14 protein-coding genes are annotated in these 15,164 nt (G+C 45.0%); 4 read left to right on the top strand and 10 right to left on the bottom strand.

Annotated elements, in window-relative coordinates:
* Window positions 1-14: 14 nt before the first annotated feature.
* The 8 genes from fabF to yceD all read right to left on the bottom strand — a co-directional run bounded on the left by fabF (window position 15) and on the right by yceD (window position 6,350).
* Window positions 15-1,262 (bottom strand): beta-ketoacyl-ACP synthase II, encoded by a 1,248-nt coding sequence (gene fabF / locus VJL_RS22830; protein ID WP_038869452.1) that lies wholly within the window; start codon window positions 1,260-1,262, stop codon window positions 15-17.
* A gap of 93 nt (window positions 1,263-1,355) precedes the next feature.
* Window positions 1,356-1,589 carry an acyl carrier protein gene (gene acpP, locus VJL_RS22825; protein WP_004406112.1) on the bottom strand — a complete coding sequence of 78 codons (234 nt, stop codon included), beginning with the start codon at window positions 1,587-1,589 and terminating at the stop codon, window positions 1,356-1,358.
* 245 nt (window positions 1,590-1,834) lie between these two features.
* The gene (gene fabG / locus VJL_RS22820) at window positions 1,835-2,569 is read right to left on the bottom strand and encodes a 3-oxoacyl-ACP reductase FabG (protein ID WP_026000247.1); all 735 of its coding nucleotides are present in this window, start codon (window positions 2,567-2,569) and stop codon (window positions 1,835-1,837) included.
* A 34-nt stretch (window positions 2,570-2,603) separates the two neighbouring features.
* On the bottom strand, window positions 2,604-3,527 hold the full coding sequence (gene fabD, locus VJL_RS22815) for an ACP S-malonyltransferase (protein ID WP_038869450.1): 924 nt from the start codon (window positions 3,525-3,527) through the stop codon (window positions 2,604-2,606).
* Between the two features lie 76 nt (window positions 3,528-3,603).
* Window positions 3,604-4,554, bottom strand: coding sequence for a beta-ketoacyl-ACP synthase III (locus VJL_RS22810; protein WP_038869448.1), 951 nt, complete (start codon window positions 4,552-4,554; stop codon window positions 3,604-3,606).
* A 5-nt stretch (window positions 4,555-4,559) separates the two neighbouring features.
* Entirely contained in the window at window positions 4,560-5,585 is a 1,026-nt protein-coding gene (plsX, locus tag VJL_RS22805; protein ID WP_038869447.1) for a phosphate acyltransferase PlsX, read from the bottom strand.
* Between the two features lie 10 nt (window positions 5,586-5,595).
* Window positions 5,596-5,766: a 50S ribosomal protein L32 gene (gene rpmF / locus VJL_RS22800; protein WP_005396978.1), complete on the bottom strand. Its 171-nt coding sequence runs from the start codon at window positions 5,764-5,766 to the stop codon at window positions 5,596-5,598.
* 59 nt (window positions 5,767-5,825) lie between these two features.
* Window positions 5,826-6,350, bottom strand: a complete 525-nt coding sequence (gene yceD, locus VJL_RS22795) for a 23S rRNA accumulation protein YceD (RefSeq protein WP_038869444.1) — start codon at window positions 6,348-6,350, stop codon at window positions 5,826-5,828.
* Between the two features lie 149 nt (window positions 6,351-6,499).
* Between yceD and VJL_RS22790 the strand changes: the two genes are divergently transcribed.
* Complete coding sequence (locus VJL_RS22790; RefSeq protein WP_038869442.1) at window positions 6,500-7,081, top strand: Maf family protein; 582 nt, start codon at window positions 6,500-6,502, stop codon at window positions 7,079-7,081.
* 258 nt (window positions 7,082-7,339) lie between these two features.
* On the opposite strand, the gene rluC is transcribed toward VJL_RS22790, so the two are convergent.
* Window positions 7,340-8,284, bottom strand: coding sequence for a 23S rRNA pseudouridine(955/2504/2580) synthase RluC (gene rluC / locus VJL_RS22785; protein WP_009707033.1), 945 nt, complete (start codon window positions 8,282-8,284; stop codon window positions 7,340-7,342).
* A gap of 636 nt (window positions 8,285-8,920) precedes the next feature.
* Here rluC and rne point away from each other — a divergent pair.
* Both rne and VJL_RS22770 read left to right on the top strand, forming a co-directional pair.
* Window positions 8,921-11,995, top strand: coding sequence for a ribonuclease E (rne, locus tag VJL_RS22780; RefSeq protein WP_038881628.1), 3,075 nt, complete (start codon window positions 8,921-8,923; stop codon window positions 11,993-11,995).
* Window positions 11,996-12,315: 320 nt separating this feature from the next.
* A complete protein-coding gene (locus tag VJL_RS22770) occupies window positions 12,316-13,875 on the top strand; it encodes a SulP family inorganic anion transporter (protein WP_038869435.1) in 1,560 nt (519 codons plus the stop codon).
* A gap of 89 nt (window positions 13,876-13,964) precedes the next feature.
* On the opposite strand, the gene VJL_RS22765 is transcribed toward VJL_RS22770, so the two are convergent.
* Window positions 13,965-14,414: a low molecular weight protein-tyrosine-phosphatase gene (locus tag VJL_RS22765; RefSeq protein WP_038881627.1), complete on the bottom strand. Its 450-nt coding sequence runs from the start codon at window positions 14,412-14,414 to the stop codon at window positions 13,965-13,967.
* A 117-nt stretch (window positions 14,415-14,531) separates the two neighbouring features.
* Between VJL_RS22765 and cobO the strand changes: the two genes are divergently transcribed.
* Complete coding sequence (gene cobO / locus VJL_RS22760) at window positions 14,532-15,137, top strand: cob(I)yrinic acid a,c-diamide adenosyltransferase (protein WP_038869430.1); 606 nt, start codon at window positions 14,532-14,534, stop codon at window positions 15,135-15,137.
* Window positions 15,138-15,164 lie beyond the last annotated feature (27 nt).

Here is a 15,164-nt window from a genome sequence, read left to right as displayed (position 1 = left end):
AGTGTTAGAGATTTTTACTCAGCAAATTTTTTGAATACAAGCGAACCGTTTGTTCCGCCGAAGCCGAACGAATTACAGATAGCGTATTCCATATCAACTTTACGCGCTGTGTGCGGCACAAGGTCGATATCTAAGCCTTCTTCTGGATCATCAAGGTTGATCGTTGGTGGAACAATTTGGTCAACCAGCGATAGAACCGTAATAATAGCTTCAACCGAACCTGCAGCACCTAGTAGGTGACCAGTCATCGATTTAGTCGAAGAGACAAGTACTTGCTTAGAGCCTTCTTCACCAAGAGCACGTTTCACACCCTTGATTTCAGCAACGTCACCCGCAGGCGTTGATGTACCGTGAGCATTCACGTAACCAACTTGAGTACCTGTGATGTTTGCGTCACGCATTGCTGCTTCCATCGCTAGAGCGCCACCTGAACCATCTTCACTTGGAGAAGTCATGTGGTAAGCGTCACCAGACATGCCAAAGCCAACAAGCTCTGCGTAAATCTTAGCGCCGCGTGCTTTCGCGTGTTCATACTCTTCAAGAACCATAATACCGGCACCGTCACCAAGAACGAAACCATCACGGCCTTTATCCCAAGGACGAGACGCTTTTTGTGGTTCGTCATTGCGAGTAGAAAGCGCTTTTGCTGCACCAAAACCAGCCATACCTAGTGGAGTAGATGCTTTTTCAGCACCACCAGCAACCATAGCTTCAGCGTCACCGTATGCGATCATACGTGCCGCGTGGCCAATGTTGTGAAGACCAGTAGTACATGCTGTAGAGATCGCGATGTTTGGACCACGAAGACCACGCATGATAGATAGGTTACCTGCAACCATGTTTACGATGGTCGAAGGAACAAAAAATGGGCTAACTTTGCGAGGGCCTTTATCAACAAGTGCTGTATGACCTGTTTCGATAAGGTCTAGGCCGCCAATACCTGAGCCGATTGCAACACCAACTCGAGCCGCGTTTTCTTCGGTAATTTGTAAGCCAGAGTCATCTAGCGCTTGGATACCAGCAGCAATGCCGTATTGGATGAATAGATCCATTTTACGCGCATCTTTTTTAGACATGTACTCTGTGCAATCGAAATCTTTTACAAGACCTGCAAAACGAGTTGAGAAGTTTGTTGCATCGAAATGTTCGATGTTAACAATACCACTTTGACCTTCTAGCAGGGCTTTCCAAGATGATTCGACTGTGTTGCCTACCGGTGACAACATACCCATGCCAGTGACAACTACACGACGCTTGGACACGATATAATTCTCCGGGAATTGAATGTTTCTATGAGAGGATAGAAGAAGTTAGAAAGAACACAGGCGGTCTAGGAGACCGCCTGGGAGAGATAATTACTGAGCGCTGTTTACGTAGTCGATTGCAGCTTGAACAGTAGTGATTTTCTCAGCTTCTTCGTCAGGAATCTCAGTGTCGAATTCCTCTTCTAGAGCCATAACTAGCTCTACAGTGTCTAGAGAATCAGCACCTAGATCATCAACAAATGAAGCTTCGTTTTTAACTTCTGCTTCGTCTACACCTAGCTGTTCAACAATGATTTTCTTTACGCGTTCTTCGATGTTGCTCATTTTTCTTTTCCTTTACAGATTTCGCCTAATGCGATGATTCCGTAGTTTATTCGAACTATTGAAAGTTGCAAGGGGGTCCTTGCTGGTCAAACCACAAAATTAGCGAATTTAACCGAATTTCAATACATTTTTGACTTAAATCATGCACAAATCTTGCGCATGAGCATGACAACTTAATGACAGTTAACAGCAACTATAGGCTATTTTTCACAAAGTAAAACAGCTTATTTTGCGCGAACTGTGCATTAAACCATGTACATGCCACCATTTACATGCAAAGTTTCACCAGTAATGTAAGCCGCTTCAGGTGAAGCCAGGAACACAACTGCTGATGCAATTTCACGTGGGTCACCTAGACGACCTGCAGGCACGTTTGACAACGTTGCTGCACGTTGGTCATCATTTAGCGCCTTAGTCATGTCAGTTTCAATAAAACCAGGTGCTACTGTATTGACTGTCACGCCACGAGAAGCAACTTCACGAGCCATCGACTTAGTAAAGCCAATCACGCCCGCTTTTGCTGCAGCATAGTTAGTTTGACCAGCGTTACCCATAGTACCAACAACTGAACCTACATTGATGATACGACCCGCACGTTTTTTCATCATGCCGCGTAAAACCGCTTTAGACATGCGATAGATAGGCGTTAGGTTCGTATTGATGATGTCATTCCACTCATCATCTTTCATGCGCATAAGTAGGTTATCACGCGTGATACCAGCGTTGTTAACTAGGATATCGATCGCACCAAACTCATCGTTGATGTTTTTTAGTGTCGCTTCGATTGACTCAACGTCAGTTACGTTAAGTGCAAGGCCTTTGCCATTTTCACCTAGGTATTCGCTGATCGCTGCTGCGCCGCCTTCAGACGTTGCAGTACCGATAACTGTCGCACCGCGTTCAACAAGAAGTTCAGCAATTGCACGACCAATGCCACGGCTCGCGCCTGTCACTAGGGCAATTTTACCTTCTAGATTCATCATGTTGTGTTTCCCTTTTCTTATCGTGAGTAAATTACTTAGCGGCTTCTAGCGACGCGACGTCGTTAACAGCTGCTGCGCTTAGTGTTTTCACGATACGTTTTGTTAGACCTGTAAGTACTTTACCAGGACCAAGCTCAAGAAGATTTTCTACGCCTTGCTCACTCATTAGCTGCACGCTCTCAGTCCAGCGAACTGGGCTGTGTAACTGGCGAACAAGTGCATCTTTGATTTTTGCAGGATCTGTTTCTGCTGCCACATCAACGTTGTTGATTACTGGAAGCTGTGGCGCATTGAATTCAATAGACTCTAGCGCAACAGCTAGTTTCTCTGCTGCTGGTTTCATTAGTGCACAGTGTGAAGGCACAGAAACTGGAAGAGGAAGAGCACGTTTAGCACCTGCTTCTTTACATAGTGCGCCGGCGCGCTCTACTGCATCTTTGCTACCTGCAATAACAACTTGACCAGGCGAGTTGAAGTTTACTGGAGAAACGACGTCACCTTGTGCTGCTTCTTCACAAGCTTTTGCAATGGCTTCGTCATCTAAACCGATGATCGCGTACATTGCACCAGTACCCGCAGGTACCGCTTCTTGCATCAGTTGACCACGTAGCTCAACCAGTTTGATTGCTTCTTTAAAGTCAATCACACCAGCACACACAAGCGCTGAATACTCACCTAGGCTGTGACCCGCTAGGTTTGCTGGTTGCTCTAGACCAAGATCTTGCCATACACGCCAGATAGCCACAGATGATGCTAGTAATGCAGGCTGAGTACGGAAAGTTTGGTTTAGATCTTCTGCAGGTCCATTTTGAACAAGCGCCCATAGGTCGTAACCTAGTGCGTCAGATGCTTCTGCAAATGTTTGTTTCACTACGTCATATTGTTCGCCTAGGTCAGCAAGCATACCTACAGCTTGTGAACCTTGACCTGGAAATACGATAGCAAACTTGCTCATGTTGTTTTCCTTTAAGCAAAGTAAAAAGAAATAAGATGCACCGCAGCGCATCTTAAATTTTGAATTCTTATGAAAGTTAGAACTTCACCAGAGCTGAGCCCCAAGTGAATCCGCCGCCAAACGCTTCAAGAAGCAGAGTTTGACCACGTTTAATACGACCATCACGTACCGCTTCATCCAGTGCTGTTGGCACGGTTGCTGCTGATGTGTTGCCGTGTTTATCAAGTGTAATCACGACTTGGTCTAGTGACATCGAAAGCTTCTTCGCTGTCGCTGAAATGATGCGGTAGTTCGCTTGATGCGGAACTAGCCAGTCTAGTTCAGACTTATGCATGTCGTTCGCTTCAAGCGTGTCTTTTACTAGCCTTGAAAGCTGAGTAACGGCTACTTTGAACACTTCGTTTCCAGCCATATGCAGCCACTTGTTCGCATCTTTACCACGTTCAGGAACAGGCAGGCTCAATAGATCGCCAAACTGGCCGTCTGAATATACGTGCGTAGAGATAATACCAGGCTCTTCGCTTGCACCAAGGACAACGGCACCCGCAGCATCACCAAATAAGATGATAGTTGAGCGATCCGTTGGATCACATGTTTTCGACAATGCGTCTGCACCAATCACAAGCACATTTTTGCACATGCCAGATTTGATGTGTTGATCAGCAACAGACAATGCGTATACAAAGCCTGAACAAGCAGCGGCTAAGTCGAATGCAGGACAACCTTTAATGCCAAGCTTTCCTTGCACCTGACACGCAGATGAAGGGAAAGTATGGCTACTGCTAGTAGTAGCAACGATAATCAGGTCGATATCGTTTTTGTCGATGCCGGCCATATCGATAGCGTTTTCAGCTGCGTAGAATGCCATATCTGCAACTGTTTCATCTTCAGCTGCAATTCGACGCTCTTTAATACCAGTACGAGCTACGATCCACTCGTCACTTGTATCTACCATTTTCTCTAGGTCTGCGTTAGTACGCACCTGAGATGGCAGGTAGCTGCCAGTACCTAAAATTTTGCTATACATGAAGACTAATAATGCCTCTCGAGTAAAACCGCTTCCAAACGATCGCTAATACGGCTTGGTACTTGTCGTTTGACCTCGTGTACTGCCTCGCCAAGTGCATTGACAATCGCAGATACATCCGCACTTCCATGGCTTTTTATGACGATGCCGCGCAATCCTAGCAAACTTGCGCCGTTATACTGGTCGGGGTTCAGTGTTTTTAGTTCATTAAATAGCCGAGAAAACAGTTTTCTAGCAATCCATCCCTTTATCGTTGATGCCATCATGCTGGTTTTTAGTTTTTCGATAAAGAGTTGCGCTGTTCCCTCGCTGGCTTTTAAGCATACGTTACCGACAAAGCCATCACAAACAATGACATCGGCCACGTCATGCAAAATTTGATTACCTTCAATATAACCTACAAAATTAATTGCGTCGGTTTGAGAAAGCATTTCTGCACAGCGTTTGACTAAATCGTTTCCTTTAATTTCTTCAGCACCAATATTCAGTACCGCCACTCGAGGTGGGTGGCCAAGGTGCTCTTCGGCTAATGCACTGCCCATTACAGCAAACTGAAATAAACTGTCAGCATCGCACGACACATTTGCACCAAGATCTAACATCCAAGTACGTTTGCCACTGATGGTTGGTAATGCGGAAACTAAAGCAGGACGCTCAATACCAGGAAGCAGTTTAAGAATAAATCGTGAGAGCGCCATAAGGGCACCGGTGTTCCCACCACTCACACATGCATCTGCTCCGTTTTCAGAAACGAGATCGATAGCCATACGCATAGAGCTGTTTTGGCTGTTACGTAATGCTAATGAAGGCTTTTCTGAATTTGAAATCACTTTCTCGCTATGAAGAATGCTCAAACGAGAACTGGTCGAGGTGCCTAGTTGGGATAATTGAGACGTGATCAGAGGTTGATCACCTATAAGAATCACTTTTAGCTCTGGGAAATGAGACAGTGCCTGCACGGCGGCAGGCACTGTTACGCGTGGACCGAAATCCCCGCCCATTGCATCAAGTGCAACGGTAATACTTTGCAAAGGTTCAACCTTACTTGTTGATAACCTTTTGACCACGGTAGTAACCTTCAGCAGTTACGTTGTGGCGTAGGTGAGTTTCACCAGAAGTCGCGTCTACAGATAGTGCAGCTGTAGTTAGCGCATCGTGTGAACGACGCATACCGCGCTTAGAACGAGTTTTACGGTTTTTCTGTACGGCCATTGACCCTACTCCTATACTATTGGGTTAAAAACCTAAAGAAGAAGCGGCTACCACACCAGTTACTTTTTCAGATTTTTCAAAACGTCGAATGGATTCGGTTTTTCTTCCTCAATTTCTTCAGGAATCTCACCAAAAACCATGTTATTTGAATCAACGCTACAATCCGCTTCGTCGTGCATTGCGATTTGAGGCAATGTTAAGATGAACTCGTCTTCAACTAGTTGTATAAGGTCTAATTCACCGTACTCATTTAGATCTACCAAATCATAAATTTCTGGTGCTTCCTCTTCCGTCTTCTCACCGTAGTAAGGAGTGTAAAGGAATTCAACTTCACACTGATGTGTGAATACCTCATTACAACGCTGACACTCTAAATCGACTTCGATGTTAGCTTTACCAGAGATAACAACAAGTCGCTGTTCATCAAGATCAAATGACAATGAGACTTCTGCGTCGCGTTTTACGCCTTCAGTTGTTTCCGCTAAGCGCTTGAAAAGACTAGCTTGGATGATGCCATCGTAATCTAATCGTTTCTGTGCGGACTTCGCCGGATCAACCGTTCGCGGTATTTTTACCTTTTGCATAGGGCGCGAATATTATCTTCCAAATCAAAATTAGTCAAAGAAAAAGGCAAAAAAGTTGTACTTTTTTACGCTTAACATACAGAGCATTAGCCAGAATCGATTTTGATCGATTATCCTATTGGAAATGCTTGTGCGAATTGTAATTCAAAATGAAAAATTACCAACTGGTTTTAGCCTCAACCTCCCCTTTTCGTAAACAACTGCTGGAAAAACTAGCAGTGCCTTTTACTTGCTTGTCACCGAACAGCGACGAGACACCTTTGCCGAACGAGACACCTTTAGAATTGGTGCAAAGGCTCGCAATTAGTAAAGCCACCTCTTGTGACACAACCGATAACAGCTTAGTGATAGGCAGTGACCAAGTCTGTGTTATTGACGGTAATATAGTTGGCAAGCCGTTGAACCGAGAAAACGCCATTAAGCAATTATTAGCTCAAAGCGGTAAAACTATCACTTTCTATACTGGCCTTGCCGTACACAACACTAATACGAACCATACTGAGGTCGGCTTCGATACGTTTGAAGTGCATTTTAGAGCGTTAACCCAAGAACAAATCGAACGTTACGTCGATAGAGAAGAACCATTTTACTGCGCAGGCAGTTTTAAGAGTGAAGGCATGGGGATTTGTCTGTTTAAGAAGTTAGTCGGCAAAGATCCGAATACGTTAGTCGGGCTGCCGCTTATTGATTTGATCGACATGCTGCAAAAACAAGGGCTAGATATTTTGTAGGGAATCAGGAATCAGGAATCAGGAATCAGGAATCAGGAATCAGGAATCAGCTCTATTTTGTCTTTCTACATACCAATTCTGTCAACTCCAGTTAGAACTTAGCTTCTTTCACATGCCCTCCAACGGAGCGCTTCCGAATATTAGAGCGCTGCATTCCGAACGCCCTTGTAATCCAACTCAACGATCAAAAAAGCCGATGTATTAACATCGGCTTTTACATAGTTTTTTGCAGTCCAGAAGGAGTAGATACTCTTACCTCTACTTTTTACGCAAACCCGCTAAGACTTTCTCTAATTTCGCTTCCATCGGCGCGTTGATTTCCATCCACTCATCATTCGATGGGTGCTGGAACTTGATGTTAGCTGCGTGTAGGAACAAACGGTTCAAACCAACCTGACCAGTGTACGCATCAAAACGACGATCCCCATAGCGGTCATCCCATGCAATTGGGTGGCCCGTGTATTGAGTATGCACACGAATCTGGTGAGTACGCCCCGTAATCGGGCTGGCTTGAATCAACGTTGCTTGCTCGAACTTCTCCAACACTTTAAAACGCGTCTCAGACGGCTTACCGTTTGGATTCACTCGAACAATACTGTTCACTTCGTTTTTAAGAAGTGGCGCATTAACAACTTTGCAGCTGTTTTTCCACTCGCCCATCACAAGCGCGAAGTAAAACTTCTTCACTGTTTTCTCACGGAACTGTGCTTGCAGGTGACGCAGTGCTGAACGCTTCTTCGCAACAAGTAAGATTCCGGATGTATCACGGTCAATGCGATGAACAAGTTCAAGGAAGCGAGCTTGTGGACGCAGTGCTCTGAGTGCCTCAATCGCACCAAACTTCAAACCACTTCCTCCGTGTACTGCCGTACCGGATGGCTTGTTGAGAATCAAAAGATGATCGTCTTCAAAAATGATCTTATCTTCTAACTCTGCCACTTTATTTAGCTTCGTACTTGGTGCAACGTCGTCTTCTTTCTTTTCTACCGTAACTGGAGGAATACGAACAAGATCGCCTGCTTTTAGTTTGTACTCTGCTTTAATGCGCTTTTTATTTACGCGTACTTCGCCCTTGCGCACAATTCGATAAATCATGCTCTTTGGGATGTCTTTTAATTGGTTACGCAAGAAATTATCAATGCGTTGACCCGCCATATCTTCGTCGATATCGACGAACTGGACTTGTGTTCTTATTTCGCTCATGGCCGCTATTGTAAACCCAAATCTGTGTGACTTCACATTATTCTTGCTGCAAAAGAAACACTTGTAGTCATAAATAGCCCCAAAACACGCCAAGCTTTTGTTTAGATTATTAAAAGTCTTTATCAACTTCTCTATTTGTTTCTCGTCTTTCTCAGTTTGCGAGACTCAAGTGCTTATGAAACAGCCAGTTATAAATTACAAAAATTGAATTTAGCGCCAATTTTTCCATCGTTTGCGCTAAAGCAGATTGCTGATATCAACCTGCGCTGCTATAGTTCACAGCTGCTAAGGAAGGTTTGGTTACATTTTGTTCATTACCAATCATTTACCCCAAGCAATGTGAGTAGGTTGTTGAATGTCAGGTGCAGCATTGGCGTAAGACACATTGAGTTCAACACACTTGTCACTCTACTCCTCGCATATTCACGTTGAGTATCAACCGCCCGAATAGCGGGTCACAAGTTTCCGTTTCCAACGAAACCCAAAAGAATTTGTGATGACTGAAGTGCCCGAGAGCATCCCCTTCCAGCCGGGAGGCTGCAAAATATAAGCCATGGGATCAGGCACCGTGAAAGAGCGAAAAACCAGTGACAAGTTGCAAAGAAATATAAAAGAAAAGACAACGAGAAATTTTCAATGAAAAGAATGTTAATTAACGCAACTCAAAAAGAAGAGTTGCGTGTCGCTCTGGTTGATGGCCAGCGACTTTTCGATCTTGATATCGAGAGTCCAGGTCATGAATCTAAAAAAGCGAATATCTACAAAGGACGTATCACACGTATCGAACCAAGCTTAGAAGCCGCATTTGTTGATTACGGTGCTGAGCGTCACGGTTTCCTCCCTCTCAAAGAAATTGCCCGCGAATATTTCCCTGAAGGTTACACTTACCAAGGTCGCCCAAGCATTAAAGAAGTGCTGACTGAAGGTCAAGAAGTAATCGTGCAAGTGGAAAAAGAAGAACGTGGTAGTAAGGGGGCAGCCCTAACTACGTTCATTTCTCTTGCGGGTAGCTACCTTGTTCTCATGCCTAATAACCCTCGTGCTGGCGGTATTTCTCGCCGTATCGAAGGTGACGAGCGCACTCAACTGAAAGCCGCTTTAAGCACGTTAGAACTACCACAAGGTATGGGTCTAATCGTACGTACTGCAGGCGTAGGTAAGAGTGCAGAAGAACTTGAGTGGGATTTGAACGTACTACTTAACCACTGGGGTGCGATTAAGGGCGCAGCAGATTCTAACCCTGCTCCATTCCTAATCCACCAAGAAAGTAACGTAATCGTTCGTGCAATCCGTGACTACCTACGTCGTGATATCGGTGAGATTCTAATCGACAGCAATACCATCTACGAACGTGCTAAAGAGCACATTCAGCTGGTACGCCCAGATTTCATCAGCCGCGTTAAAAAATACGAAGGCGAAGTACCGCTATTTAGCCACTACCAAATCGAAAGCCAAATTGAATCGGCTTTCCAACGTGAAGTGCGTCTACCATCCGGTGGTTCTATCGTAATCGACCCAACAGAAGCGCTAACTTCTATCGACATCAACTCTGCTCGCGCAACAAAGGGTGGTGATATCGAAGAAACAGCATTGAATACTAACTTAGAAGCAGCAGACGAAATTGCTCGTCAATTGCGTCTACGTGACCTTGGTGGTTTGGTTGTTATCGACTTTATCGATATGACACCAGTTCGCCACCAACGTGAAGTTGAAAACCGTCTACGTGAAGCTGTTCGCCTAGACCGTGCTCGCGTTCAGATTGGTCGTATTTCTCGCTTTGGCCTTCTAGAAATGTCTCGTCAACGTTTGAGCCCTTCTCTTGCAGAAGCGAGCCACCATATCTGTCCTCGCTGTAGCGGTACAGGTGTCGTTCGTGATAATGAATCTCTAGCTCTATCCGTCCTTCGTTTAATCGAAGAAGAAGCACTGAAAGACAACACCGCGCAAGTTCTTGCCGTTGTACCTGTTCCGATTGCCTCTTACCTTTTGAACGAAAAGCGTCGTTCAGTAAACCACATCGAGCGTATCCAAGAAGTTAAAATCACCGTTGTTCCTAACTCTGATATGGAAACGCCACACTTCGAAGTGATTCGTGTACGCGAAGGTGAAGAGTTTGACCTGCTTTCTTACCTACTTCCTAAGAAATTGGAAGCAATGAAAGAAGCAGAAGGCAAAGAACCTGTTGAAGTTGAAATCAAACCAAAACGTATTGAAGAACCAGTACTAAAAGGCTTCGCTTCACCAACTCAAACTGCACCAGCTCCGGCTTCTAAACCAGCACCAGCTGCTAAGAAGAAAGAAGTGGTACAGGAAGAGAAACCTGGGTTGTTCAGCCGTCTATTTAAAGCACTAGGTAGCTTCCTATTTGGTGGTTCTGAAGAAGTTAAAGAAGAGCCGAAACAAGAAGAGAAGAAACCAAACCGCGACAATAAACGCAACAAACGTGATCGCAACGACCGCCGCCGCAACAATCAGCGTGGCGAAAACCGTGAGAATCGTGGTGACAGAGATAACCGTGATGGCAACCGCGACAACAAACGTCGTCGTAAACCACGTGAAGAGCAGTCAACAGAGCAGAACGAAACACAGCAGCAGTCTAATAAACCACAAAACCGTAACCAAAAGCGCAAGCCAAAACCTCAACAAGCTGAAAAAGCTCAAGAGCAAAAGGCAAACGCTAAAGTTGCGGAAAAAGGTCTACAACTAGCTGCCGAAGCTCGTACTGGTTCAGAGGCGAAGCCTGAAGAAAACAAAGCGAAGCCAAACGCGAAAGCAGAAAAAGTGAAAGAGCGTCGTCAACGTCGCAAACTGAACAAATCTGTTCGTGTGAAGGACCAACAAGCCGCCGAGCAAGCAGTTGAAACTGTAAAAGCCGTTGAACCTGTTGAAGCGCCAGTTGAAAAGCCAGTAGAGGCAGCAGCAGAAGCACAACAAGACAGCAAGGCAGAGTCGAAGCAACGTCGTAACCGTCGTTCTCCACGTCACCTACGTGCAAGTGGTCAACGTCGTCGTCGTGGTCGTGATCGCCGCCCTAACCCATTCCGCCTACGTAAAGGTGGTGTAGCCTCTCCAGAGATGGCAATGGGTAAAGTAATGCCACGTTACATTCCAAAACCAGCGCCTAAGAAGGAAGAGCGAGTTCAGGAAGAAACCGTTATTGCAACATCAGCGGTACCAGCAATGCAAGGTGGTTTTGCTTGTCCAGAAATGGCGATGGGTAAAGTTATCATTCGTCGTGAACAACCTGTTGTTACTGAAGCACCAGCTGTTGAACCGAAAGTTCAAGAGATTGTTGAAGCAAAAACTGAAACACCAGTTGTAGAAACGGTTGTTGTTGAAGCACCAGTCGTGGCTGAACAAGCTCCAGTTGTTGAAGTCGTTGAGGCTGTTGAAACTCCAGTGGTTGATGCAACAGAAACCGTTGTAGAAGCAGCACCTGTGGTAGAAGCGATTGAAGAAGCAGCAGAAGAAGTTGCCGTTGCAATCGAAACACCAGCAGTAACAGCAGAGCCAAAAGCAGAAGTCATCAAAGTTGTAGCTAAACCACAAGCTAGCGCACCAATGACGAAAGCACCGGGCCCTCAAGAAATTCGCGAAATTTCCGTTACCGCAGCACCACTTAAAGCTGAACGTTACACGTCGAAAGGCGCTGGTAGCCAAGTAGCAACAAACAGTGCAACAGCGGCAATGACAAAACCGAACTTTAACTAAGTTTAAAACTGTCATAGCTTAAAGCTAAATAAAAGGCTGCCATTTGGCAGCCTTTTTTGTTACTTATCGTGTTAACTGAAATTGTTCATATTAATATCAACGACTGATCACATTTGTCGGTCATTATCCCTATCATTCTTGAACTTAATCACACTTTTCGGTAGCATTCGCCGACTCAAGTTTTCGACACCATTCTGATGCTGCTCTTTTTTACTACGGTTTGTGCTGATCGAAGTGGCTAACACTTCACCTATCAGTACTTGTGCAAATATGAATATGTGTCGAGAGAAATTCATCGCCAAGAGAACTCAATACAAACCATGTTCGAATTTCCTCAATTTTCTAAGCACTCCGTAAAAAATGATGTGCTTTCAGGCTTAACCGTTGCGCTTGCGCTGGTTCCTGAAGCAGTAGCATTCGCCTTCGTTGCAGGTGTAGATCCAATGGTCGGTCTGTATGCTGCATTCATTGTAGGCCTTATCACCTCTATCTTTGGTGGCCGTCCTGGCATGATTTCAGGTGCGACCGGTGCAATGGCAGTGGTAATGGTATCGCTAGTTGCAACCCACGGAGTGCAATATCTATTTGCCGCGATTATGCTGGCGGGTATTCTTCAGATTGCTGCTGGTTTATTCAAACTAGGTAAATTCATCCGTATCGTTCCACATCCAGTAATGATTGGTTTTGTAAACGGTCTAGCTATTGTTATCTTCCTAGCACAGTTAGGTCAGTTTAAAGCGCCTGATATCAACGGTATGCTAACTTGGTTACCACAGGACCAAATGTTCCTTATGCTAGGTTTGGTTGCTTTGACGATGGGCATCATCCACTTCCTACCTAAGATCACCACAGCTGTGCCATCTTCGCTTGTTGCGATCGTGACAGTGACAGCGCTTGTTGTTGGTTTGGATCTGGAAACTCGCACAGTAGTAGACTTCCTACGTACTATGTCTGGTGACGAAGCAGCGACTTTGGCGGGCTCTCTCCCTACATTCTCCATTCCAGCGGTACCATTGACACTTGAAACACTACAAATCATTCTGCCGTACGCAATCATCCTTGCAGCTATCGGTCTGATTGAGTCTCTGTTGACGCTGACTGTTCTAGATGAAATGACGAATACTCGCGGTCAATCGAACCGTGAATGTATCGGTCAAGGCATGGCAAACATGACGTGTTCAGTATTTGGTGCGATGGGTGGCTGTGCAATGATTGGTCAATCAATGATCAACGTAAATTCAGGTGGTCGTGGTCGACTTTCTGGCATCGTTGCAGCAAGTGCACTTCTGATCTTTATCCTATTTGCATCATCGCTTATCGAAATGATCCCTCTAGCTGCGCTAGTCGGTGTGATGTTCATGGTTGTAATCGGCACATTTGAATGGGCGACCTTCAAGCTTGCACGTCGTGTACCTAAACAAGACTTCTTCGTTATCGTTCTAGTAACTGTCGTTACGGTGCTGACTGACCTTGCGGTCGCCGTTGCTGTCGGTGTTATTGCATCAGCGCTGATGTTTGCATGGCAGCACGCAAAACACATCTACGCAGACACTCGTTTGAATGAAGAAGGCTCTAAAGAATATAAAATCCATGGCCCTATCTTCTTCGGCTCAGCGGCAAACTTCCTAGAACTGTTTAACGCGCACGGCGATCCAAAAGATATTATCGTTGACTTCGCAGACTCTCGCGTAACAGATCACTCCGCAATCGAAGCGATTGAAACTTTGGCAGAGCGCTACGCTGCACTAGGTAAAACACTTCACCTACGTCACTTGAGCCCAGACTGCCGCAAGCTTCTTGATAAAGCTGGTAGCTTGGTTGAAATCAATGTGAAAGAAGATCCAAGCTATAAAGTAGCAACAGACATTCTAGCGGGTTAATCCCAAATTAGATTGTTCAGGTATAGTTCTTTAGAAAGCGAAAAAGGGATGAGTCATACTCGTCCCTTTTTGTTATCTGTTATTTACATTTATAGCTTGTTCAAAATCGCTTCTGAAGCTTCTTCAATCAAATCTAATACCAATTCAAACCCCCTTTCTCCACCGTAATATGGGTCAGGAATTTCATCGTATTTGGAGTCCGAATGGCTCAAAAATAGCGAGACTTTATGGCGATGCTCTACCGGGCAAATATCCAGAAGATCCGCAAGATTCGCCTTGTCTGCTGCGAGTACAAGATCAAACTCTCCAAAATCCTCAACCTTTACCTGACGTGAACGTATTCCTTTAAAAGAATAGCCTCGTTGCTTACCGGCTTGCATAGAGCGTGCATCTGGTGAATTACCTGCGTGGTAACCAATTGTGCCAGCCGAGTCAATTTCGACATCCACACCAAGCTTTTCGGCTTTCGCTCTCAGTACCGCCTCTCCAGTTGGAGAGCGACAAATATTTCCCATACAAACAACGAGTACTTTCTTCATTTTATTCCCTGAATTATCGATGGTTTTTCTTCACGATGTGTTGGTCTATCATAGCGAGATAATCCAATGAACCCAAGTCAGCTTGGGCAAGGCACGACAAGGAATTGAGGAAGTAATATGTCTATCGAAGAAAACAAAGAAGCACGCCATAAGGCTCGCCAACAAAAAGTAAAAGAACAGGTAGACGCAAAAATTGCTGCGGCTCAAGAGGAAAAAGGCTTGCTACTGGTTATCACAGGTAACGGTAAAGGGAAGTCAACTTCGGGCTTCGGAACAATCGCTCGTGCAGTTGGTCACGGTTTGAATTGTTCCGTTGCTCAATTTATTAAAGGTACTTGGGACAACGGCGAGCGTAATCTACTTGAAAAACTTGGGGTAGAATTCCAAGTGATGGCCACGGGTTTTACATGGGAAACACAGAATAAAACGGCGGATACAGATGCTGCTCAGTTAGTTTGGCAAGAATGTAAGCGTATGCTTAAAGACGAATCGATCGATGTGATTCTGTTTGACGAATTAACTTACATGGTGAGCTATGGGTACATAGACTTGGATGAGGTCGTAGAAGCCCTAAACAACCGTCCTAAAATGCAGTCTGTCGTGATCACTGGCCGCGGAGCACACCGCACTCTGATTGAAATGGCCGATACAGTATCGGAAGTAAAGAACGTCAAACACGCTTTTGAATCTGGCGTAAAAGCTTTAAAAGGTGTGGATTGGTAATCTATTCATCGTGCAATAATTAATAAA

This window comes from Vibrio jasicida CAIM 1864 = LMG 25398 (assembly GCF_000400365.1).
Lineage (GTDB): Bacteria > Pseudomonadota > Gammaproteobacteria > Enterobacterales > Vibrionaceae > Vibrio > Vibrio jasicida.
Note: the sequence above shows the minus strand (reverse complement) of the source record. Positions and strands in the feature narration are given on the sequence as shown.